This window comes from Streptomyces sp. GL_141 (assembly GCF_057834385.1).
In genome coordinates this window covers 2,634,025-2,655,633 of the sequence record NZ_CM174402.1, presented here as the reverse complement: position 1 = coordinate 2,655,633, position 21,609 = coordinate 2,634,025, and the positions used below count along the sequence as shown (strand labels likewise).

Below are 21,609 nucleotides of genomic sequence, written 5' to 3'. Positions count from 1 at the left end.
CTCATCGTATGACGCCGATCACCCTGGTGGAGGGCCGTCGCATTTCGCTCAGCAACCTCGACAAGGTCCTCTACCCGGAGACCGGATTCACCAAGGGCGAGGTCCTCCACTACTACGCCACGGTCGCGGGCCACCTGCTCGCCCACGTCCACGACCGCCCGGTGTCCTTCCTGCGCTATCCCGACGGCCCGGACGGACAGCTCTTCTTCACGAAGAACCCGCCGCCCGGTACCCCCGGCTGGGTGAAGACCACGCCGGTCCCGCGTTCCGAGGACCTCCGGGCCGAACAGGTGGTCATCGCCGATCTGCCCACCCTCATGTGGGCCGCCAACCTCGTCGTCGAGTTCCACACCCCCCAGTGGCCGGCCGGCGCCCCCGCCCTCGCGGACCGCCTGATCCTCGACCTGGACCCCGGCGCCCCCGCCACCGCCGTCGAATGCTCGGCCGCCGCCCTGTGGCTCCGGGACCGCCTCACGGCCGACGGCCTCCACGCCTACGCCAAAACCTCCGGCTCCAAGGGCCTGCATCTGGCGGTACCCCTCGAACCGACCCCCTCCGAGCACGTGTCGGCGTACGCGAAGACCCTCGCCCAGGAGGCCGAGCGTGCGCTCCCCGACCTGGTCGTGCACCGGATGGCCAAGGCGCTGCGCCCCGGGAAGGTCTTCGTCGACCACAGCCAGAACGCCGCCGCCAAGACCACGGCGGCCCCCTACACCCTGCGCGCCCGCGCCCTGCCCACCGTGTCCACGCCCCTCTCCTGGGCGGAGGTCGAGTCCTGCCGGACCCCCTCCGACCTGGTCTTCCTCGCCGACGACATCGCCCCCCGGCTGGCCCGCGACGGAGACCACTTCGCGCCCCTCCTCGACCCTTCCCTGGCCGGACGGCTCCCGTGATCACCGTCGCGCTCGCCGCCGCCGTCCGCTCGCTGCCGCGGGCACCCGGTCTCGCGTACGAGCCCAAGTTCGACGGCCACCGCCTCGTCATCGTCCGCACCGACCGTGCCGTTGACGGGGTCGTCCTCCAGGCCCGCTCCGGCCGCATCGTCACCGCGGCCTTCCCCGACCTCGCGGCGGCCGCACACCACCTGCCCGCCGGGACCGTCCTCGACGGGGAGGTGGTGGTCTGGCACGCGGGCCGCACCGACTTCGCGCTCGTACAGCGCCGGGCGGCCGCCGCCTCGGCCGCACGGGCCGCCGTGCTGGCCCGGACGCTGCCGGCCTCGTACGCGGCCTTCGACGTACTGGAACTCGCCGGCCTGGACCTGCGCGCCCGTCCCTACGAGCGCCGGCGCGCCCTCCTCGTCGACCTGCTCCTGCCGCTGGGTCCGCCGCTCCAGCCGGTGCCCATGACCACGGACCCGGAGCTGGCGGAGACCTGGTTCGAGACCCTGCCCGCCAGCGGCATCGAGGGCCTGGTCGTCAAGCGGATGGACCAGCCCTACCCCGCAGGCCGGCGCGGCTGGCAAAAGCTCCGCCACACCAACGTCCGCGACGCGGCGGTGGTCGGCTACACGGGCACCGCCCGGCGCCCGCTCGCCCTCGTCCTGGTCCTCCCCGTCGGAGACGAGACCCCGCTGGTCTCGAGCCCCCTGACGGCGCCGCTCCGCGCGGAGGTGGCGGCGGCGGTGGCCGCCCGCGGCGGCCCGGAGGCGGCCGGAGGAACCCCGGGCACGTCCCGGGGCGCCACCGTCACGGCCATCGGCCTCGGCGAGGTCCCCTTCCACCCCCTGGACCCGCCGCTGACCGCCGAGGTCCGCCACACGTCGACCCGCCACCCGCCACCGGAGGTCCTGCGCCTGCGCACAGACCTGTGACCCGCGGCGGGGCCGCGGGTCACAGGTCTGCTCGGGGCGGCTTCAAGCCTTCACCCACCCGTCAGGCGGGCTTGGCGCCGCCCAGCGGCGGCAGGGTCGGGGGCTGCTTCCGGGGCCGCGGATTGGGATGCTCGTACCCGGATTCCCGCTCGGCCCGGGCCTCGTCCTGATGGCTGTGGGTCTGCGAGCCGAAGTTCCCGTACCCCTGCATCTCGTGCGGGCGCAGTCCGCTCTCGGGGAATTCGACGTACTCCCGCTCCTCGGAGACCTCGTACACCGCGCCGCCGTCGGGCAGGTGCGGCTGGCTCTCGGGAGTGGGGGGTGCGGGTTCCTGTGCCCGGACCCGCTTGCCCAGCAAGAAGCCGCCGAGCAGGAAGCCGACCACGATGAGCCCGACGACCAGGAACCACGCGATGTTGGTCAGTGTTCTGTCCACCGCGAGGAAGATCAGAGTCGTGTCCATACAACCCATTTTCCCGCATCGGCGACGAATTCACCCGATCGCACCCCTGCCCGGCCTCCTCACCCCTTGAGCGGCCCGTCCGCGTCCCGCACCCCGCGCACCTGCCGGCCCCCGAGCACCGCCAGGATCTCCGCGCAGATGGCCAGCGCCGTCTCCGCCGGAGTCTGCCCGCCCAGGTCCAGGCCGATCGGCCCGTGCACCGTCCGCAGCCGTTCCTCGCTCACCCCCGCCGCGAGCAGCCCCTCGCGGCGCCGCGCGGTGGTCTTGCGGGAGCCGAGCGCGCCGACGTACGGAATCCCGAGCGCGAGCGCGGTCCGCAGCGTCGGCACGTCGAAGTCCGGATCATGGCTCAGCATCGCCAGGCAGGCGGCGTCCCGCCGCGCCCCGAGCAGCTTCTCGGCCTCGCCGACGTCGGTGACGACACTCACCTCCCACCCGAGCAGCCGGGCCTGGGCCTCGATGACCTCGGCCAGCTCCCCGCCCCCGCCGATCACCACGTACGGAGCCGACGGGTACGCCTCCACGAGCACCAGCCCGGACCCCGCGTACAGCGCGTCCCGACCCGGCCGCCGCGTCCTCAGCAGCTCCCCGGCCCGCCGCTCGGCGTCACCGGAAGGCTGATCGGCCCCCCGCACGACAACACTCACGGCCTGATCCGCCCGCTCGTTCAGCTGCGTCACGAGGGCGACCCCGACCCCCTGCCCGAGCAGCTCCCACCACTCGGCGGGAATCGCACCGAGCGGCTGCAGGAGCACCTCGGCCTGCCCGCCACACGTCAGCTTGGCCTCGACGGCCTCCCCGGCCCCCACGGAAACCTCACACACCCGCGCGGTCTCCCCGGCCCCCATGGCAGCGGCCTCCGCGACCAGCTCGGCATCGAACACCCCCCGGTACAGGGCCCCGACGCACTCCCCGCGCGCATCCACGAGCACCGCCCCGGCCGGATCCCGGGGCCCGAACCCCTGCTCGGTCACGGGCCGCGCCAGAAACCCGACCCGCCCCTCGGCCACCCACTGCCGCGCCGTCTCCACCAAGTCACGCATCCGCGCCGCCCCATCCTCACCGTCAGAGCACGCCACAGAGCACCAGGTCAACGACACAAAGTGGCCTCACCTCCAACCTACGCACGCACACCCCCGCCCCCCACCCCCCAAAACCCACAGACCCACCCCCACATCCTTCGTACGGACCACCCGAACCGGCCCCCGGCACACCCCAGATGTCCGTACAGGCCAGGCGACCATCCCGCTTGAGAAACAGGGGGGGGGTAGGCGAGCAGACAGCGGACCCCGATCTCAACGAACCGACGGAGACCGGCCGGCCGGCGCGACCCCGTCCCCGCGTCGAGCACCGCACTCGTCTCCGCTGGTGCCCAGAACCGCAGTTGGCCGCAAAAACGCGAAGACCCCGTCTCAGCGAACTCGCTGAGACGGGGTCTTGGGCACTTCCTGCGAAGTGCCCCCGGCAGGATTCGAACCTGCGCACACGGCTCCGGAGGCCGTTGCTCTATCCCCTGAGCTACGGGGGCGCTGTCGCTGGTGTTGCTGCGACGGGTTGAACACTACCAGCTTCCGGACGGTGATCAGGAACGGATTGACGGGGAGGGGGACGTGGGTCGCCCGGAGGGGGTGGAAGTGGCAAAAACCCGGACGCGGGGGCCGGGGCCGACCTACTCTCGAGTTGTGTCGGGCGCCTCGGGCCGGGTGCTTGTTGTCGATGACAACAAGGTCATCCGGCAGCTGATCAAGGTCAATCTCGAGCTGGAGGGCTTCGAGGTCGTGACCGCGAACGATGGTGCCGAATGCCTGGACGTCGTCCATCAGGTGCTGCCCGATGTGATCACCCTTGATGTGGTCATGCCTCGCCTGGACGGGTTCGGGGCCGCCGCGCAGTTGCGGGCCGATCCGAGGACGCGGCACCTGCCCGTCGCGATCGTGAGTGCCTGTACGCAGAACGAGGTCGAGGCCGGGATCGCCGCAGGCGTGGACGCCTTCCTCGCCAAGCCCTTCGAGCCCGCCGAGCTGGTGCGGGTCGTGCGCCGGCTCATCGAGCGCCGCGACCGGAGGGAACGGAAAGGTGCTCCCGCCGGGAGAGGGAGGGGATGACCCCCGGCCCTTCCGCGGGGGCCGCGTCAAGGGCCGTATTCCACATGGCGAAACCGTTCGCGTGACCTGGGGGCTTCTCCCCTAGGCTGGTCACGTGACCCCCGTCGACCTCTCCCGCTCCGTCGTGCGCGCCCTGCGCCGCGCCGTCGAGGACGGGGAGCTGCCCGCCGGTGTGGTCGTGCCCGAGCGGGTCGTCGTCGAGCGGACCCGGCCCGGGGGAGTGGGGGACTACGCCTCGCCCGTCGCGTTCGGGGTGGCGAAGGGTGCCGGAGTCGCGCCCCGCGGAGTGGCCGAGGTACTGGCCCCGCGGCTGGCGGGCCTGCCCGGGATCGAGCGCGTGGAGATCACCGGCGCCGGGTTCCTGAACTTCGTACTCGCCGAGAGTTCGGTGGGGGAGTACGTACGGAGCATTCGAGCCGGTGGGGCGGCCTCGTACGGCTTGGCCCCCGGGGGGCGCGAGACCCCCGGCACCGCCGAGTTCGCCGGCGTGCCCGTCGGGGTCCTGCGCGAGCGCGTCGTGCACGCCGCCGTGCGGCAGATCGTGACCAGCCAGGGGTTGGCGGGAGGGGACCTCGGCGCCGCCCGCATCGCCCCCGTCGCCAAGCGGGACGGGGACGTCCGCGCCCGGTTCGGGCCCGACGCCGCCGCCTGGGCGATGCTCTGTGTTCCCGGGCACGAGACGCCCGTGTTCCCCGCGTGGCTGCTCGTCCAGGACGAGTCGAGCGAGTTCTTCCGGGTGCGGTACGCCCACGCCCGGGCGCGGGCGCTGACCCGCAACGCAGAGCAGTTGGGGTTCCGGGGCGAGCCCGGGGAGCCGGGCGAGGGGCACGGCGCCGGCGCCCTGCTCGGTGCGCTGCGCGACCATCCCCTCGTGCTCGAAGCCGCCGCGCACCACCGTGCGCCCGAGCGGCTCGTCCGGCAGCTCGTCGTGCTGGCGGACGCCCTGCTCGACTTCCAGTACCACGTCCTGCCCAAGGGGGACGAGAAACCCTCGGCCGCCCACCGTGCCCGGCTGGCCCTTGCCGAAGCCGCCGGGACGGTGCTGGCCGGCGGCCTGGCCCTGCTCGGTATAGACGCGCCCGACCACCACCTGTGAAGCCCGCGAGACGCGTGTGATCCGATGTGATTCGCCTGCGTTCCGGATGATTTGCGAAGAGAGAATGCTGAGATGAGCCGTTCCGCACACCCCGCCGGGCCCCGTCACGCCGACGTGCTGCCCGAGGGCCACTACTCCCCGCCGGCCGCCGACCTCAACGTGCTCGACGAGAAGGTCTGGGCCCGGACGGTCGGCCGGAACGGCGACGGGGTCGTCACTGTCGGCGGGATCGAAGTGACCCGTCTCGCCGAGGAGTTCGGGACGCCCGCCTACTTCCTCGACGAGGAGGACTTCCGGGCGCGCTGCCGCGCCTGGGCGCACGCCTTCGGGCCGGACGCCGACGTCTTCTACGCAGGCAAGGCGTTCCTCTCCAAGGCCGTCGTGAAGTGGCTCAAGGAGGAGGGGCTCAACCTCGACGTGTGCTCCGGCGGGGAGCTGGCCACCGCGCTCGCCGCTGAGATGCCGGCCGCCCGGATCGCCTTCCACGGCAACAACAAGTCGACGAGCGAGATCACCCGCGCCATCGAGGCCGGCGTCGGCCGGATCGTGCTCGACTCCTTCCAGGAGATCGCCCGCGTCGCGCACATCGCCCGCGAGCTCGGCGTGCGCCAGCCCGTGCAGATCCGCGTCACCGTGGGCGTGGAGGCGCACACCCACGAGTTCATCGCCACCGCGCACGAGGACCAGAAGTTCGGCATCGCCGTCGCCGACGGCTCGGCCGCAGAGGCCGTACGGCGCGCGCTGGGGCACGACAGCCTGGAGCTGCTCGGCGTCCACTCCCACATCGGGTCGCAGATCTTCGACATGGCCGGCTTCGAGGTCTCCGCCAAGCGCGTCGTACGGCTCCTCGCCGCGGTGCGCGACGAGCACGGCGTGGAGCTGCCCGAGATCGACCTCGGCGGCGGACTGGGCATCGCCTACACCTCCGCCGACGACCCGCGCGAGCCGCACGAGATCGCCAAGGCCCTGCACGAGATCGTCGCCCGCGAGTGCGAGACGGCCGGCCTGCGCGCCCCGCGGATCTCCGTGGAACCCGGACGGGCGATCGTGGGCCCGACCGCCTTCACCCTCTACGAGGTGGGCACGGTCAAGCCGCTGGAGGGCCTGCGGACGTACGTCTCCGTCGACGGCGGGATGTCCGACAACATCCGGACGGCCCTCTACGACGCCGAGTACTCGGTCAGCCTCGTCTCCCGGACCTCCGACGCCGAGCCCATGCTCGTGCGGGTCGTGGGCAAGCACTGCGAGAGCGGCGACATCGTGGTCAAGGACGCGTTCCTGCCCGCCGACATCGCTCCCGGGGACCTCCTCGCGGTCCCGGCCACCGGCGCGTACTGCCGTTCGATGGCGAGCAACTACAACCACGTGCTCCGCCCGCCGGTCGTCGCCGTGCGTGACGGCGAGGCCCGTGTCATCGTCCGCCGGGAGACGGAAGAGGATCTCCTGCGCCTCGACGTCGGCTGATGCGGATTCTTCTGGGGGACGGCCCCCAGACCCCCGAATAGGTGTCTCACTCAATGGACCGAGGGTGGAAACTGTTGTCCATTGAGTGAGACTGGTTCACACCTGGGGTGCAAACCGCGCAACAGGTAATGATGTGAAGATCGAAAGGCGTAGGTCGAATGATGCGTACGCGTCCGCTGAAGGTGGCGCTGCTGGGCTGTGGAGTGGTCGGCTCGGAAGTTGCCCGCATCATGACGACGCACGCCGACGACCTGACGGCCAGGATCGGCGCGCCCGTCGAGCTCGCCGGCGTCGCCGTGCGCCGTCCCTCCAAGGTGCGCGAGGGCATCGACCCGGCGCTGGTCACCACCGATGCGACCGCGCTGCTCAAACGCGGTGACATCGACATCGCGATCGAGGTCATCGGCGGCATCGAGCCGGCCCGCACCCTGATCACCACCGCCTTCGAGCACGGCATCTCCGTCGTCTCGGCGAACAAGGCGCTGCTCGCCCAGGACGGCGCCGCGCTGCACGCCGCCGCCGAGGCGGCCGGGCTGGACCTCTACTACGAGGCCGCCGTCGCCGGAGCCATCCCGCTGGTCCGCCCCATGCGCGAGTCCCTCGCGGGCGACAAGATCAACCGGGTGATGGGCATCGTCAACGGCACGACGAACTTCATCCTCGACAAGATGGACTCCACCGGCGCCGGGTACCAGGAGGCCCTCGACGAGGCCACCGCCCTCGGGTACGCCGAGGCCGACCCCACCGCCGACGTGGAGGGCTATGACGCCGCCGCCAAGGCCGCGATCCTGGCCGGCATCGCCTTCCACACCCGGGTCCGCCTCGACGACGTCTACCGCGAGGGCATGACGGAGGTCAGCGCCGCGGACTTCGCGTCCGCCAAGCGCATGGGCTGCACCATCAAGCTCCTCGCCATCCTGGAGCGCGCCGCCGACGGCGAGTCCGTCACCGCGCGCGTCCACCCGGCGATGATCCCGCTGACCCACCCGCTCGCCTCGGTCCGCGAGGCGTACAACGCGGTGTTCGTCGAGGCGGAGGCCGCCGGGCGGCTCATGTTCTACGGTCCGGGCGCGGGCGGCGCGCCGACCGCGTCCGCGGTCCTCGGCGACCTCGTCGCCGTCTGCCGCAACAAGCTCGCCGAGGCAAAGGGGCCGGGCGAGTCGGCGTACACCCAGCTGCCGGTCAGCCCCATGGGGGATGTCGTCACCCGCTACCACATCAGCCTCGATGTGGCGGACAAGCCGGGCGTCCTCGCCCAGGTGGCGACCACCTTCGCGGAGCACGGTGTCTCGATCGACACCGTCCGCCAGCAGGGAAAGGACGGCGAGGCCTCCCTCGTCGTCGTCACTCACCGTGCGCCCGACGCGGCCCTCTCCGGGACCGTCGAGGCGCTGCGGAAGCTGGACACCGTCCGCGGTGTCGCCAGCATCATGCGTGTTGAAGGGGAGTAAGGACCCATGAGCAGCAATCGCACCCACCAGTGGCGCGGCATCATCGAGGAGTACCGGGACCGCCTGCCGGTCACGGCCACGACTCCGGTGGTCACGCTCCGCGAGGGCGGCACTCCCCTCGTCCCCGCCCAGGTGCTCTCCGAGCGCACCGGCTGCGAGGTACACCTCAAGGTCGAGGGGGCCAACCCCACCGGGTCCTTCAAGGACCGCGGCATGACCATGGCGATCACCAAGGCGAAGGAGGACGGTGCCAAGGCCGTCATCTGCGCCTCCACGGGCAACACCTCGGCCTCCGCCGCCGCCTACGCGGTGCGCGCCGGGATGGTCTCCGCCGTCCTCGTGCCCCGCGGCAAGATCGCGCTCGGCAAGATGGGCCAGGCCCTGATCCACGGCGCCAAGATCCTTCAGGTCGACGGCAACTTCGACGACTGCCTGGACCTGGCCCGCGCGCTGTCCGACAACTACCCGGTGGCGCTGGTCAATTCCGTCAACCCGGTGCGCATCGAGGGTCAGAAGACGGCCGCGTTCGAGATCGTGGACGCGCTCGGCGACGCCCCCGACATCCACGTGCTGCCCGTCGGCAACGCCGGCAACATCACCGCGTACTGGAAGGGCTTCAAGGAGTACAAGGCCGATGGCCTGGCCTCCCGTACGCCCCGCGTGTGGGGTTTCCAGGCCTCCGGTTCCGCGCCGATCGTGCGCGGCGAGGTCGTCAAGGAGCCGCACACCATCGCCACGGCGATCCGCATCGGCAACCCGGCCTCGTGGGACTACGCCCTGCAGGCCCGGGACGAGTCGGGCGGCTTCATCGATGAGGTGACGGACCGCCAGATCCTGTCCGCCTACCGGCTGTTGGCCGCTCAGGAGGGCGTCTTCGTCGAGCCCGCCTCGGCCGCGTCCGTGGCCGGTCTGCTCAAGGCGGCCGAGCTCGGCCTGGTCGACCCCGGCCAGAAGATCGTGTGCACCGTCACCGGCAACGGCCTGAAGGACCCCGACTGGGCGGTCGCCGGCGCTCCGCAGCCGGTCACCATTCCGGTCGACGCCGAGGCCGCCGCCATCCGTCTCGGCCTCGTCTGAGCGGAAGTACCGCAGTAACCGCAGTAACCGCAGTACCGCAGTAACGCAGGAACCGCAGTAACCGAGTGGCCGGATTCCGGAAGTCTTTCGAAGGCTGAGGAATCCGGCAACTCGGGCCGTACGGCCCGAAAACCGACGGAAACCCGCCAGATATCGCGGCGGAAACCCGACCCGACCGGCGGGAGCCGGCGACACGCATCGTGCGCCTGCTGTGCGCCCTATGTCGGAGAAGAACCTTCCTTCGATAGGCTGTACTTACATCCGCCGCCGCGCATATGACCGCGGTGCTGCCCACAGGGCCTTCGGGTGTCGTACGTTCTCCAGTACATTCACAGCGAGCCAGCGAAGATCCCGTCTCGCACAGTCACAAGGAGTGTCATCGGAAGATGGCCGGTCCCGCCTTCCGCGCCGCCGCCGTACGGGTGCGCGTTCCCGCCAGCAGTGCCAACCTCGGCCCGGGCTTCGACGCCTTCGGGCTGGCCTTGGGGCTCTACGACGACGTCGTCGTACGCGTGGCCGATTCCGGCCTGAACATCGACATTGCGGGCGAAGGTGCCGACACCCTTCCCCGGGACGAGAGCCACCTCCTCGTACGTTCCATGCGCACCGCCTTCGACCTGCTGGGCGGCCAGCCGCGAGGCCTCGAGGTCGTCTGCGCCAACCGCATCCCGCACGGCCGCGGCCTCGGCTCCTCCTCCGCCGCCATCTGCGCGGGCATCGTGGCCGCCCGCGCCGTGACCATAGGCGGAGAGGCAAAGCTCGACGACACGGCGCTGCTGGAGCTCGCCACCGAGATCGAGGGCCACCCCGACAACGTCGCCGCCTGTCTGCTCGGCGGTTTCACCCTCGCGTGGATGGACGGCGGCAGCGCCAAGGCGATCCGCATGGAGCCCGCCGATTCCATCGTTCCGGTGGTCTTCGTCCCCTCCAAGCCGGTCCTGACGGAGACCGCGCGCGGTCTGCTGCCGCGCACCGTCCCGCACGTGGACGCCGCCGTCAACGCCGGCCGCGCGGGCCTGCTCGTAGAGGCCCTGACCAGGCGTCCCGAGTTCCTGCTGCCGGCCACGGAGGACCGTCTCCACCAGGAGTACCGGTCCCCGGCGATGCCCGAGAGCGTGGCGCTCGTGGCCCGACTGCGGGCGGACGGCATCCCCGCGGTGATCTCCGGCGCGGGCCCCACGGTCCTCGCGCTGGTCGACAACGGTGCGGCCGACAAGGTCGCACGGCTCGCGGGCGAGGGGTGGGCGGCCAACCGGCTCGCACTCGACGCAGCGGGCGCGAGCGTACTTCCGCTGGGAACCCAGGGCGGCTGATCCGTTCAGTAGAGGACACAGCCGGCCAGGGGCGGGCGGCCAGGGCAGGCCGCCCGCGCGGAGCCCGCGCGGAACCCGCGCGGATGGGCTCTAAAGCCGGTGATGGAGAGGGGGAATGTCTGTTGGATCCGGTAGTGTTAGTCTCAAGTGCGCATCCGAAGCCGCCATGGCTTGGTGCTCAGTGTCCCTATCAGGGACCACCTTTCTTCCGGGAGCCTCCCCGACTGCTTTGATCGCTGCCAGCAGTTTCGGGCACGCTCCGGAATCGGCGTGACATTCCCACGCTTCCAGCTCGGGGGCTTCTCGCCGGAACCACCCACGCACATGCACGTTTCTCTCCGCCGTATCTCTATCGGCGGACCACCGCCCCGGCTGCAATCCGCACCTCATCGAGTCACGGACTGCCGTCGGACAGCACAACCGGTCGCCGAGCCAGACAGGCCGACGTCCGCTCCAGGGAAGGACCCTTCGTGAGCGACACCACCGATCTGATGGGCGCTGCCGACACCAACGTCGACACCAGTGCCCCCGCCGAGGGCGCCGCGCCGACCAAGCGCCGCCGCTCCGGCACCGGCCTTGACGGCATGGTCCTGGCCGAGCTCCAGCAGGTCGCGTCGGGCCTCGGCATCAGGGGCACCGCGCGGATGCGCAAGGGCCAGCTGATCGAGGTCATCAAGGAGGCGCAGGCGGGAAGCAGCGCCCCCAAGGCCGCGGCCTCCGCGCCGGCCGCCGCGTCCGCCGACAGCGGCGAGACCAAGCCGAAGCGCCGTGCCACCAGCAAGGCCCGTACGGGCGAGGCCGCCGCCGAGGCGCCCGCCGAGAAGACCGCCACGCAGGCCCAGATCGACATCCCGGGCCAGCCGGCCAGCGAGGACGCCCCGGTCGGCGAGCGCCGCCGCCGGCGTGCCACCGCCCCCTCCGGCAGCCCCGAGGGCTCGGCCCCCGCCGCCGCCGTGCAGGTGGAGCAGAAGCCCGAGACCGTCGCTCCGGCCGCACAGGCCGAGGCGAAGGCCGAGGCCGCCACCGCCCCCGCCGGCCAGGCCCAGGGCCAGGAAGGCGAGGGCCGCGGCCGTCGCGACCGCCGCGAGCGGGGCAACGACCGCGCCGACGGCCGCCGCGAGCGCCGTGACCGCGGTGCCAAGGCCGACGACCAGGGCCAGGGCGCCCAGGGTCAGGGCCAGGCCGGTCAGGGTGGCCAGGGCCAGAGCCAGGGCCAGAGCCAGGGCCAGGGCCAGCAGGGTGGCCGTCAGGACCGGACCGACCGTCAGGACCGCCAGCAGGGCGGCCGCGGCCAGGGTCAGGGTCAGGGCCAGCAGGGTGGCCGTCAGGACCGGGACCGTCAGGACAACGGCCCCCAGGACGACTTCGACGAGGACGGCCGTCGCGGCCGCCGCGGCCGCTACCGCGACCGCCGTGGCCGTCGCGGACGCGACGAGTTCGCGCCGGCGGAGACGCCCGTCGCCGACGACGACGTCCTGATCCCCGTCGCGGGCATCCTCGACATCCTCGACAACTACGCGTTCATCCGGACCTCGGGCTACCTGCCCGGCCCGAACGACGTGTACGTCTCCCTCGCCCAGGTCCGCAAGGCCGGGCTCCGCAAGGGCGACCACACCACCGGCGCCGTCCGGCAGCCCAAGGACGGCGAGCGCCGCGAGAAGTTCAACGCGCTCGTGCGCCTGGACTCCGTCAACGGCATGGCGCCCGAATCCGGCCGCGGCCGCCCGGAGTTCCAGAAGCTGACCCCGCTGTACCCGCAGGACCGGCTCCGCCTGGAGACCGACCCGGGCGTGCTGACCACCCGCATCATCGACCTCGTGTCGCCGATCGGTAAGGGCCAGCGCGGTCTGATCGTGGCCCCGCCGAAGACCGGTAAGACCATGATCATGCAGGCGATCGCCAACGCGATCACGGTCAACAACCCCGAGTGCCACCTGATGGTCGTCCTGGTCGACGAGCGTCCGGAAGAGGTCACCGACATGCAGCGGTCGGTGAAGGGCGAGGTCATCTCCTCGACCTTCGACCGCCCGGCCGAGGACCACACCACCGTCGCCGAGCTGGCCATCGAGCGCGCCAAGCGTCTCGTCGAGCTCGGCCACGACGTGGTCGTCCTGCTGGACTCCATCACCCGTCTGGGCCGCGCGTACAACCTCGCCGCCCCCGCCTCCGGCCGCATCCTGTCCGGTGGTGTCGACTCGACCGCGCTGTACCCGCCGAAGCGCTTCTTCGGTGCCGCGCGCAACATCGAGGACGGCGGCTCGCTGACCATCCTGGCCACCGCGCTGGTCGACACCGGCTCGCGCATGGACGAGGTGATCTTCGAGGAGTTCAAGGGCACCGGCAACATGGAGCTCAAGCTCGACCGGAAGCTCGCCGACAAGCGCATCTTCCCGGCCGTGGACGTGGACCCCTCGGGCACCCGCAAGGAGGAGATCCTCCTCAACAGCGAGGAGCTCGCCATCGTCTGGAAGCTGCGCCGGGTGCTGCACGCGCTCGACTCGCAGCAGGCCATCGAGCTGCTCCTCGACAAGATGAAGCAGACGAAGTCGAACGCCGAGTTCCTCATGCAGATCGCGAAGACGACCCCGTCGGGCAAGAACGACGACTGACGTCTCCCCGTAGCACCACCTGCGTGACCCCGACCGCCCCCGCCGCACCCGCGACGGGGGCGGTCGCGTCGTTGCGGGGGCCGGTCGCGTCGTACGGGGGCGGTCTACGGGGCTTCGTGCACGGGTGCGACCTTTGCCACACTCCGTACCCCGCGAGGCCCCGGGCGGTCACCCCGCGCGCAGGGGGAAACCGCAGGTAGGTACGGGGCCACGGGGGGTCCGTCCCGGCCGGGCGCGGGGGCGTACGGGCCGGGACCCACACGGGACGCACACGGGACGCACAGGCGGCCGTGGAACCCTGGGAAGCGTCCGACCGTCTCTGTCAGAGGGATCGGGGAGTCGAACCGAGCACAGACAGGCGGGCAGAGCAGAGCATGAGCCAGGACAACAGGGGCCACGGCCGAAGGGCCGGCGCGGGCCGACGCCGACGGAAGCCGGCCACGCGCCGCAGGGCCGTCGTCATCGCCGCGTGGACCGCCGCGGGCGTGGTCCTCCTGGGCGGGGCGGGGCTCGGCTACTTCTACTTCAAGTTCAACGGCAACCTCAAGACGGTCGACATCGACGCGGCCCTCGGCACGGACCGCCCGCAGGACGTGGACAACGGCTCGATGGACATCCTCGTCCTCGGCTCCGACTCCCGCGGCGGCGCCAACGGGGAGTACGGCCGGGACGACGGCGGCTCCGCACGCTCCGACACGGCGATGATCGTCCACCTCAACGAGGGCCACACCAAGGCCACCGTCGTATCGATACCCCGCGACACCATGGTCGCCATGCCCTCCTGCACGATGGCCAACGGGAAGACCGACCCGGGCAGCTCGCGCAGGCAGTTCAACGAGGCCTACACCATCGGCGGGGCCGCCTGCGCGGTCAAGACCGTGGAGAAGCTGTCGGGGATCCGCATGGACCACTACCTCGAAGTCGACTTCACGGGCTTCAAGGAGATCATCGACAAGCTCGGCGGCGTCGAGGTGACGACCACCAAGCCGATCAAGGACGACTACAGCCACCTCGACCTGCCCGCCGGGACCAACAGGCTGAACGGCGAGCAGGCCCTCGGCCTCGTCCGTACCCGCCACGGCGTCGGCGACGGCGGCGACCTGGGCCGAATACAGCTCCAGCAGGCCTTCATCAAGGCGCTGATCAAGCAGGTCAAGACCATCGGCGTCTTCGACAACCCGAAGAAGCTGCTCGACGTGGCCGACACCGCCACCAAGGCCGTCACCACGGACAAGGCGCTCGGCGACGTGAAGTCCCTCATGGGCTTCGCCCAGGGGCTCGAGGGCATCGGCCCCGAGAACATGCACATGATCACCCTGCCGGTGACCGGGGACACCCGTGACCCCAACCGGGTCGTCCCGCTCACCAAGGAGTCCAAGATGGTCTGGGACGCCCTGCTGGCCGACCAGCAGGTCCCCGCGGAGGCCACCGTGAACTCGGCCGGCGACAAGGGCACGGCCGGCACGGTCGTCCGGTAGACCGCACCGAACCGCCTGGTCGGACGGGTTCCGCCGGGCCGTGGAATAGATGCCGGACCCCTGCCGTTGAGGGAGGCGTCCTCAGAATTTTGACAGGCAGCCCGGTCCTGGCAGACTGGTCTGTCGGCCCCGGTTCACGCAGCGCGCAATTCGGCTCCTGCGACCCGGTGCCCTCCCGAATCTAGGAGACACCTTGAAGCGCGATGTTCACCCCCAGTACGTCGAGACCCAGGTCAGCTGCACCTGTGGCGCGTCGTTCACCACCCGTAGCACCCTGACCGAAGGCTCCATCCGAGCCGAGGTCTGCTCCGAGTGCCACCCGTTCTACACGGGCAAGCAGAAGATCCTCGACACCGGTGGCCGCGTGGCCCGCTTCGAGGCCCGCTTCGGCAAGGCTGCACAGAAGTAGCGAGCCTCAGGCGCCGGATCCCGGCTGCACCCTGTTCGCACGGGGGCAGCCGGACCGGCGCCTTTCTCGTCCCGCAGCCCTTTTCTTCACATTCACCATCTTCAGGAGCCCCCGATGTTCGAGGCGGTCGAGGAACTGATCGGCGAGCACGCCGATCTTGAGAAGAAGCTCGCCGACCCTTCGGTCCACTCGGATCAGGCCAACGCGCGCAAGCTGAACAAGCGCTACGCGGAGCTGACCCCGATCGTCGCGACCTTCCGTGCCTGGAAGCAGTCCGCCGAGGACATCGAGACGGCGAAGGAGTTCGCGGCAGACGACCCGGACTTCGTGGCAGAGGTCAAGGAACTGACCGCACAGCGCGAAGAGCTCACCGAGAAGCTCCGCCTGCTGCTCGTTCCCCGCGACCCCAGCGACGACAAGGACGTGCTCCTGGAGGTCAAGGCGGGTGCGGGCGGCGACGAGTCGGCCCTGTTCGCCGGCGACCTGCTCCGCATGTACCTGCGCTACGCCGAGCGCGTGGGCTGGAAGACCGAGATCATCGACGCCACCGAGTCCGAGCTCGGCGGCTACAAGGACGTCCAGGTCTCCGTCCGCACCAAGGGCGGCAACGGCGCCACCGAGCCCGGCCAGGGCGTCTGGGCCCGTCTGAAGTACGAGGGCGGCGTGCACCGCGTCCAGCGCGTGCCGGCCACCGAGTCCCAGGGCCGCATCCACACCTCCGCCGCCGGCGTGCTCGTCACCCCGGAAGCCGAGGAGGTGGAGGTCGAGGTCAACATGAACGACCTCCGCATCGACGTGTACCGCTCCTCGGGCCCCGGCGGCCAGTCCGTCAACACCACCGACTCGGCCGTGCGCATCACGCACATCCCGACCGGTGTGGTCGCCTCCTGCCAGAACGAGAAGAGCCAGCTCCAGAACAAGGAGCAGGCGATGCGCATCCTGCGCTCGCGCCTGCTGGCCGCCGCCCAGGAAGCCGCCGAGCAGGAGGCCTCCGACGTGCGCCGCAGCCAGGTGCGCTCCGTGGACCGCTCCGAGAAGATCCGTACGTACAACTACCCGGAAAACCGGATCTCGGACCACCGGACGGGCTTCAAGGCGTACAACTTGGACCAGGTGCTCGACGGAGACCTCGACCCGGTCATCCAGGCCTGTGTCGACACGGACTCCGCCGCGAAGCTCGCGTCCGCGCACTGAGCCCTCTCGCAGGACCCCGCAGGACCCCCGCACCACCCCCCGTACGACAGCAGCCCGGAGGACCAGCGTGAACTTGCTGCTTGCCGAGGTGGCCCAGGCCACCCAGCGGCTGGCCGCCGCCGGCGTGCCCTCACCGCGTTTCGACGCGGAGGAGCTCGCGGCCTTCGTGCACGGCGTCAAGCGGGGGGAACTCCACCACGTCAAGGACGCGGACTTCGACGCCCGCTACTGGGAGGCCGTCGCCCGCCGCGAGGCGCGCGAGCCGCTCCAGCACATCACCGGCCGCGCCTTCTTCCGCTACCTGGAGCTCCAGGTCGGGCCCGGGGTCTTCGTGCCCCGGCCCGAGACCGAGTCGGTCGTGGACTGGGCCATACAGGCCGTCCGGGCGATGGACGTCGTGGAACCGCTGATCGTGGACCTCTGCACCGGCTCCGGCGCCATCGCGCTCGCCATGGCGCAGGAGGTGCCGCGCTCGCGCGTGCACGCCGTCGAGCTGTCCGAGGACGCCCTCCAGTGGACCCGTAAGAACGCCGAGGGCTCCCGGGTCACCGTCCACCAGGGCAACGCGCTCAGCGCGCTGCCCGAGCTGGACGGACAGGTCGACCTGGTCATCTCCAACCCGCCGTACATCCCGCTCACCGAGTGGGAGTACGTGGCACCCGAGGCCCGCGACCACGACCCCGAGATGGCGCTGTTCTCCGGCGAGGACGGCCTGGACACCATCCGAGGCATCGAGCGCACCGCCCACCGGCTGCTGCGGCCCGGCGGCATCGTCGTCGTCGAGCACGCCGACACCCAGGGCGGACAGGTCCCGTGGATCTTCGCCGAGGAGCGGGGCTGGGCCGACGCCGCGGACCACCCCGACCTCAACAACCGCCCGCGCTTCGCTACCGCCCGCAAGGCCATGCCGTGACCGGCCCTGCCCTGACCGGCGCAGTCGCCGCGCGCATTCCCGCCACCCCCCTGCCGCACGAGGAGGCCCGCTGATGGCCCGGCGATACGACTGCAACGACGCGACGGACCGCAAGACGGGCCTGCGTGAAGCCGCCTCCGCCGTACGCCGCGGCGAGCTCGTCGTGCTGCCCACCGACACCCTGTACGGGATCGGCGCGGACGCCTTCAGCGCGGAGGCCGTCGGCGACCTGCTCGCCGCCAAGGGGCGCGGCCGCAACATGCCCACCCCCGTCCTCATCGGCTCCCCGAACACCCTGCACGGCCTGGTCACCGACTTCTCCGAACAGGCGTGGGAGCTCGTCGACGCCTTCTGGCCGGGCGGCCTGACGCTCGTCGCCAAGCACCAGCCCTCGCTGGCGTGGGACCTGGGCGAGACCGGCGGGACCGTGGCCGTACGCATGCCCCTGCACCCCGTCGCGATCGAGCTGCTGACCGAGGTCGGCCCGATGGCGGTGTCCTCGGCGAACTTGACCGGACACCCGGCGCCCGAGGACTGCGACGCGGCGCGCGAGATGCTCGGCGACTCCGTGTCCGTGTACCTGGACGGCGGGCCGACCCCGAGCACCCTGCCCTCGTCGATCGTCGACGTCACCGGGAAGGTGCCCGTCCTGCTGCGCGAGGGGGCCCTGACCGCCGAGCAGCTGCGGGAGGTCGTGCCCGACCTCGAGGTGGCCCCGTGAGCCCTGAGGGGCGTGGCATAGCCGGGGACAGCACCTTCCGCATACTCCACGTCAGCACCGGCAACGTGTGCCGCTCGCCCATCACCGAGCGGCTGACGCGGCACGCGCTGTCCCACCGGCTCGGCGGCCCCGTCACCGGCGACCTGATCGTGGAGAGCGCGGGCACCTGGGGCCACGAGGGCGCGCCCATGGAGGCCAACGCGGCCGCCGTGCTGGCCGACTTCGGAGCGGATGCCTCCGGATTCACCGGGCGGGAACTCCTGGACGAGCACGTCATACGCGCGGACCTGGTCCTGACCGCCACCCGCGACCACCGTGCCCAGGTGATCTCGATGGGGCATTCGGCGGGTCTGCGCACCTTCACGCTGAAGGAGTTCACCCGGCTGGTCCGGGCGATAGACCCCGCGACCCTGCCGCCGCTGGAAGACGGAATGGTGGAGCGGGCCCGGGCGCTGGTTCGGGCGGCCGCCGCGTTGCGGGGGTGGCTGCTGGCCCCCTCGCCGGACGCCGATGAGGTGTACGACCCGTACGGGGCGCCGATCACCTTCTTCCGCTCGATCGGCGACGAGATCAACCAGGCGCTGGACCCCGTGGTCACGGCCCTGACGGGCGTCACCGCTTCCCGCTGACGGGTGCCGCAGGGCGGGATGCGCAGGGGCGGCCTACAGTGGCTGGTACCCGGTATGCGGTACCCCCCTGGAGTCGCGCCATGAGCGTCATCACCCAGCCCCTGGACCTGCTGCGGCAGCAGGATCCGCAGATGGCCGACGTCCTCGACGGGGAGCGGCAGCGACAGGCGACCGGGCTGCAGCTGATCGCCGCCGAGAACTTCACCTCGGCCGCCGTGCTCACCGCACTCGGATCGGCACTCGCCAACAAGTACGCCGAGGGCTATCCCGGCGCCCGCCACCACGGCGGCTGCGAGTACGCCGACCTCGCCGAGCAGATCGCCGTCGAGCGGGCCCGCGCCCTCTTCGGCGCCGAGCACGCGAACGTGCAGCCGCACTCCGGATCGGCCGCCGTGCTCGCCGCGTACGCTGCGCTGCTGCGGCCCGGGGACACCGTGCTGGCCATGGCGCTCACCTCCGGGGGACACCTCACCCATGGCTCGCCCGCGAACTTCTCCGGGCGCTGGTTCGACTTCGTCGGGTACGGAGTGGACGCCGAGACGGGGCTCATCGACTACACCCAGGTGCAGCGGCTCGCGCACGAGCACCGGCCCAAGGCCATCGTGTGCGGGTCCATCTCCTATCCGCGGCACCCCGAGTACTCCGTGTTCCGCGAGATCGCCGACGAGGTCGGGGCCTTCCTGATCGCCGACGCCGCCCACCCCATCGGACTCGTGGCCGGCGGGGCCGCGCCCAGCCCCGTGCCCTACGCCGACATCGTGGTGGCCACCACCCACAAGGTGCTCCGGGGTCCGCGCGGCGGGATGATCCTGTGCGGGGCCGAGTTCGCGGAGCGGATCGACCGGGCGGTGTTCCCCTTCACGCAGGGCGGCCCGCAGATGCACAGCATCGCCGCCAAGGCCGTGGCCTTCGGCGAGGCCGCCGGGCCCGCCTTCACCTCCTACGCGCACCGGGTGGTCGCCAACGGCCGCGCCCTGGCCGACGCGCTCGCCGCCCGCGGGTTCGCGATCACGACCGGGGGGACCGACACCCACCTGATCACCGCCGACCCCGCACCGCTGGGCGTGGACGGCGCGGGCGCCCGGGGCCGGCTGGCCGCCGCCGGCATCGTGCTGGACACCTGTGCCCTTCCGTACGGCGACCAGCGCGGGATCCGCCTCGGCACCGCGGCGGTGACCACGCAGGGCATGGGGGAGGCGGAGATGGGCCGGATCGCCGCGCTGTTCACGGCCGCGCTGACCGGCGGGGAGCCCGCGAAGATCCGTAGGGACGTCAACGAGCTGGTGGTAAGTTTTCCGCCGTATGGGGTTTAAGCAGGGCAAGACCGACGTACCGCAACCGGGATACCGCCCCTGCGCGTCCCCGGGAGTGAGTACATCGCAGCTAGTGTGTGGGGCTGAGATGGCCGGCGATACATCTGGGGCAGCCCGTGCGTGAATATCTGCTGACGCTTTGCGTCACGGTCGCGGTGACTTATCTACTCACCGGGCCCGTGCGGAAGTTCGCGATCGCCGTGGGAGCGATGCCCGAGATCCGCGCACGCGACGTGCACCGGGAGCCCACACCGCGGCTCGGCGGCATCGCGATGTTCGGCGGACTGTGTGCCGGCCTGCTCGTCGCGGACCACCTGCAGAACCTCAACGGCGTCTTCGAGCTGTCGAACGAGCCGCGGGCCCTGCTCTCCGGGGCGGCCCTGATCTGGCTGGTCGGCGTACTCGACGACAAGTTCGAGCTCGACGCCCTGATCAAGCTCGGCGCCCAGATGATCTCCGCCGGCGTGATGTGCATGCAGGGCCTGACCATCCTGTGGATCCCGGTCCCCGGAGTCGGCTCGGTCTCGCTCACCCCCTGGCAGGGCAACCTGCTCACCGTGGCCCTCGTGGTGATCACCATCAACGCGGTGAACTTCGTGGACGGCCTCGACGGCCTCGCCGCCGGCATGGTCTGCATCGCGACCTGTGCGTTCTTCCTCTACGCCTACCGGATCTGGTTCGGCTACGGGATCGAGGCGGCCGCGCCCGCGACCCTCTTCGCCGCCATCCTGATGGGCATGTGCCTCGGCTTCCTGCCGCACAACATGCACCCCGCCCGCATCTTCATGGGCGACTCCGGCTCGATGCTCATCGGCCTGGTGCTGGCCGCCGCCGCCATCTCCGTCACCGGACAGGTGGACCCGGACGCCATGGCGCTGTTCGTCGGCGGCGAGCGCAACGCGACCCACGCGATGCTGCCGGTCTTCATTCCGCTGATCCTGCCGCTCACGATCATCGCGATTCCGATGACGGACCTGGTCCTCGCCATCGTGCGGCGCACCTGGAAGGGCCAGTCGCCCTTCGCCGCGGACCGCGGACACCTCCACCACCGGCTCCTGGAGCTCGGGCATTCGCACAGCCGGGCCGTGCTCATCATGTATTTCTGGTCAGGATTGATCGCCTTCGGCACGGTGGCCTATTCGGTGCATTCCGCCTCGATGTGGATCGTGCTGGCCATCTCCGGGCTGAGCGCCGTAGGCCTGCTCCTCCTCCTGCTGCCGCGCTTCACCCCGCGGGCCCCGCGCTGGGCGGAGCGGCTGGTCCCGCCGCGCTACCGGCACGCGGAACGGGCGGCCGAGGCGGCCCTGCAGGACGACTCGGCAGCGGAGCCGGAGCCCGTCCGGCCGATCGCGGCGGGTGTGTCCGGCGTCAACGGGGCGACCGCCATCGGCCCCCGTTCGCGCTTCCCCGACCGGCGTAAGGCCGGGTCCACTCGCTGACGTCCGGCGCGCATGTCGGACATGAACGCCCTTTACCAGACAAGCCACTTGACTGTCGCGCACACACGCGCAGGGTCACTCTCATGTGTGACAGTCCGCACACCCTCCGAGTAAAGCTCTCA

The 21,609-nt window shown here is 71.3% G+C and carries 19 protein-coding genes and 1 tRNA gene; 17 read left to right on the top strand and 3 right to left on the bottom strand.

Annotation, left to right across the window (positions count from 1 at the left end; translation table 11 throughout):
* Positions 1–8: 8 nt before the first annotated feature.
* Both ligD and AC3IX6_RS11155 read left to right on the top strand, forming a co-directional pair.
* The gene (gene ligD, locus AC3IX6_RS11160) at positions 9–893 is read left to right on the top strand and encodes a non-homologous end-joining DNA ligase (RefSeq protein ID WP_489369988.1); all 885 of its coding nucleotides are present in this window, start codon (positions 9–11) and stop codon (positions 891–893) included.
* Positions 893–1,813 carry an ATP-dependent DNA ligase gene (locus AC3IX6_RS11155; RefSeq protein ID WP_489371409.1) on the top strand — a complete coding sequence of 307 codons (921 nt, stop codon included), beginning with the start codon at positions 893–895 and terminating at the stop codon, positions 1,811–1,813. The genes ligD and AC3IX6_RS11155 overlap by 1 nt, the downstream gene beginning before the upstream one ends.
* A 61-nt stretch (positions 1,814–1,874) precedes the next feature.
* Here AC3IX6_RS11155 and AC3IX6_RS11150 read toward each other — a convergent pair whose 3' ends face one another.
* The 3 genes from AC3IX6_RS11150 to AC3IX6_RS11140 all read right to left on the bottom strand — a co-directional run bounded on the left by AC3IX6_RS11150 (position 1,875) and on the right by AC3IX6_RS11140 (position 3,804).
* The gene (locus AC3IX6_RS11150; RefSeq protein ID WP_489369987.1) at positions 1,875–2,276 is read right to left on the bottom strand and encodes a DUF6479 family protein; all 402 of its coding nucleotides are present in this window, start codon (positions 2,274–2,276) and stop codon (positions 1,875–1,877) included.
* 59 nt (positions 2,277–2,335) lie between these two features.
* On the bottom strand, positions 2,336–3,319 hold the full coding sequence (locus AC3IX6_RS11145; RefSeq protein WP_489369986.1) for an XdhC family protein: 984 nt from the start codon (positions 3,317–3,319) through the stop codon (positions 2,336–2,338).
* Positions 3,320–3,732: 413 nt separating this feature from the next.
* A tRNA-Arg gene (locus tag AC3IX6_RS11140) sits at positions 3,733–3,804 on the bottom strand.
* A 106-nt stretch (positions 3,805–3,910) separates the two neighbouring features.
* Between AC3IX6_RS11140 and AC3IX6_RS11135 the strand changes: the two genes are divergently transcribed.
* The 15 genes from AC3IX6_RS11135 to AC3IX6_RS11065 all read left to right on the top strand — a co-directional run bounded on the left by AC3IX6_RS11135 (position 3,911) and on the right by AC3IX6_RS11065 (position 21,487).
* Positions 3,911–4,381 (top strand): response regulator, encoded by a 471-nt coding sequence (locus AC3IX6_RS11135; protein WP_489371408.1) that lies wholly within the window; start codon positions 3,911–3,913, stop codon positions 4,379–4,381.
* Between the two features lie 94 nt (positions 4,382–4,475).
* Positions 4,476–5,477: an ArgS-related anticodon-binding protein NrtL gene (nrtL, locus tag AC3IX6_RS11130; RefSeq protein ID WP_489369985.1), complete on the top strand. Its 1,002-nt coding sequence runs from the start codon at positions 4,476–4,478 to the stop codon at positions 5,475–5,477.
* Between the two features lie 72 nt (positions 5,478–5,549).
* On the top strand, positions 5,550–6,941 hold the full coding sequence (lysA, locus tag AC3IX6_RS11125) for a diaminopimelate decarboxylase (protein WP_489369984.1): 1,392 nt from the start codon (positions 5,550–5,552) through the stop codon (positions 6,939–6,941).
* 161 nt (positions 6,942–7,102) lie between these two features.
* Positions 7,103–8,392: a homoserine dehydrogenase gene (locus tag AC3IX6_RS11120; RefSeq protein ID WP_383947177.1), complete on the top strand. Its 1,290-nt coding sequence runs from the start codon at positions 7,103–7,105 to the stop codon at positions 8,390–8,392.
* A 6-nt stretch (positions 8,393–8,398) separates the two neighbouring features.
* Positions 8,399–9,469: a threonine synthase gene (gene thrC / locus AC3IX6_RS11115; RefSeq protein WP_489369983.1), complete on the top strand. Its 1,071-nt coding sequence runs from the start codon at positions 8,399–8,401 to the stop codon at positions 9,467–9,469.
* A 386-nt stretch (positions 9,470–9,855) separates the two neighbouring features.
* Positions 9,856–10,782, top strand: a complete 927-nt coding sequence (gene thrB / locus AC3IX6_RS11110; RefSeq protein ID WP_243336217.1) for a homoserine kinase — start codon at positions 9,856–9,858, stop codon at positions 10,780–10,782.
* A 470-nt stretch (positions 10,783–11,252) separates the two neighbouring features.
* Positions 11,253–13,391, top strand: coding sequence for a transcription termination factor Rho (gene rho, locus AC3IX6_RS11105; RefSeq protein ID WP_489369982.1), 2,139 nt, complete (start codon positions 11,253–11,255; stop codon positions 13,389–13,391).
* 374 nt (positions 13,392–13,765) lie between these two features.
* Positions 13,766–14,869: an LCP family protein gene (locus AC3IX6_RS11100; RefSeq protein ID WP_489369981.1), complete on the top strand. Its 1,104-nt coding sequence runs from the start codon at positions 13,766–13,768 to the stop codon at positions 14,867–14,869.
* A 193-nt stretch (positions 14,870–15,062) separates the two neighbouring features.
* Positions 15,063–15,278, top strand: coding sequence for a 50S ribosomal protein L31 (gene rpmE / locus AC3IX6_RS11095; RefSeq protein WP_112448418.1), 216 nt, complete (start codon positions 15,063–15,065; stop codon positions 15,276–15,278).
* A 114-nt stretch (positions 15,279–15,392) separates the two neighbouring features.
* Positions 15,393–16,472 (top strand): peptide chain release factor 1, encoded by a 1,080-nt coding sequence (gene prfA / locus AC3IX6_RS11090; protein WP_266881142.1) that lies wholly within the window; start codon positions 15,393–15,395, stop codon positions 16,470–16,472.
* Between the two features lie 67 nt (positions 16,473–16,539).
* A complete protein-coding gene (gene prmC, locus AC3IX6_RS11085) occupies positions 16,540–17,385 on the top strand; it encodes a peptide chain release factor N(5)-glutamine methyltransferase (RefSeq protein WP_385369193.1) in 846 nt (281 codons plus the stop codon).
* A 73-nt stretch (positions 17,386–17,458) separates the two neighbouring features.
* The gene (locus AC3IX6_RS11080; protein ID WP_134071127.1) at positions 17,459–18,106 is read left to right on the top strand and encodes an L-threonylcarbamoyladenylate synthase; all 648 of its coding nucleotides are present in this window, start codon (positions 17,459–17,461) and stop codon (positions 18,104–18,106) included.
* Positions 18,103–18,735 (top strand): arsenate reductase/protein-tyrosine-phosphatase family protein, encoded by a 633-nt coding sequence (locus tag AC3IX6_RS11075; RefSeq protein ID WP_266881145.1) that lies wholly within the window; start codon positions 18,103–18,105, stop codon positions 18,733–18,735. The genes AC3IX6_RS11080 and AC3IX6_RS11075 overlap by 4 nt, the downstream gene beginning before the upstream one ends.
* Before the next feature lie 80 nt (positions 18,736–18,815).
* Positions 18,816–20,048 (top strand): serine hydroxymethyltransferase, encoded by a 1,233-nt coding sequence (glyA, locus tag AC3IX6_RS11070; protein WP_489369980.1) that lies wholly within the window; start codon positions 18,816–18,818, stop codon positions 20,046–20,048.
* Positions 20,049–20,152: 104 nt separating this feature from the next.
* Positions 20,153–21,487, top strand: a complete 1,335-nt coding sequence (locus AC3IX6_RS11065) for an MraY family glycosyltransferase (protein WP_489371407.1) — start codon at positions 20,153–20,155, stop codon at positions 21,485–21,487.
* Positions 21,488–21,609 lie beyond the last annotated feature (122 nt).

Bases quoted from the DNA above. Each gene is read 5' to 3' on its own strand.
- thrB (WP_243336217.1), top strand. From the start codon at position 9,856: ATGGCCGGTCCCGCCTTCCGCGCCGCCGCCGTACGGGTGCGCGTTCCC.
- AC3IX6_RS11100 (WP_489369981.1), top strand. From the start codon at position 13,766: ATGAGCCAGGACAACAGGGGCCACGGCCGAAGGGCCGGCGCGGGCCGA.
- AC3IX6_RS11145 (WP_489369986.1), bottom strand. From the start codon at position 3,319: ATGCGTGACTTGGTGGAGACGGCGCGGCAGTGGGTGGCCGAGGGGCGG.
- thrC (WP_489369983.1), top strand. From the start codon at position 8,399: ATGAGCAGCAATCGCACCCACCAGTGGCGCGGCATCATCGAGGAGTAC.
- ligD (WP_489369988.1), top strand. From the start codon at position 9: ATGACGCCGATCACCCTGGTGGAGGGCCGTCGCATTTCGCTCAGCAAC.
- AC3IX6_RS11150 (WP_489369987.1), bottom strand. From the start codon at position 2,276: ATGGACACGACTCTGATCTTCCTCGCGGTGGACAGAACACTGACCAAC.
- AC3IX6_RS11080 (WP_134071127.1), top strand. From the start codon at position 17,459: ATGGCCCGGCGATACGACTGCAACGACGCGACGGACCGCAAGACGGGC.
- glyA (WP_489369980.1), top strand. From the start codon at position 18,816: ATGAGCGTCATCACCCAGCCCCTGGACCTGCTGCGGCAGCAGGATCCG.
- AC3IX6_RS11120 (WP_383947177.1), top strand. From the start codon at position 7,103: ATGCGTACGCGTCCGCTGAAGGTGGCGCTGCTGGGCTGTGGAGTGGTC.
- prfA (WP_266881142.1), top strand. From the start codon at position 15,393: ATGTTCGAGGCGGTCGAGGAACTGATCGGCGAGCACGCCGATCTTGAG.
- lysA (WP_489369984.1), top strand. From the start codon at position 5,550: ATGAGCCGTTCCGCACACCCCGCCGGGCCCCGTCACGCCGACGTGCTG.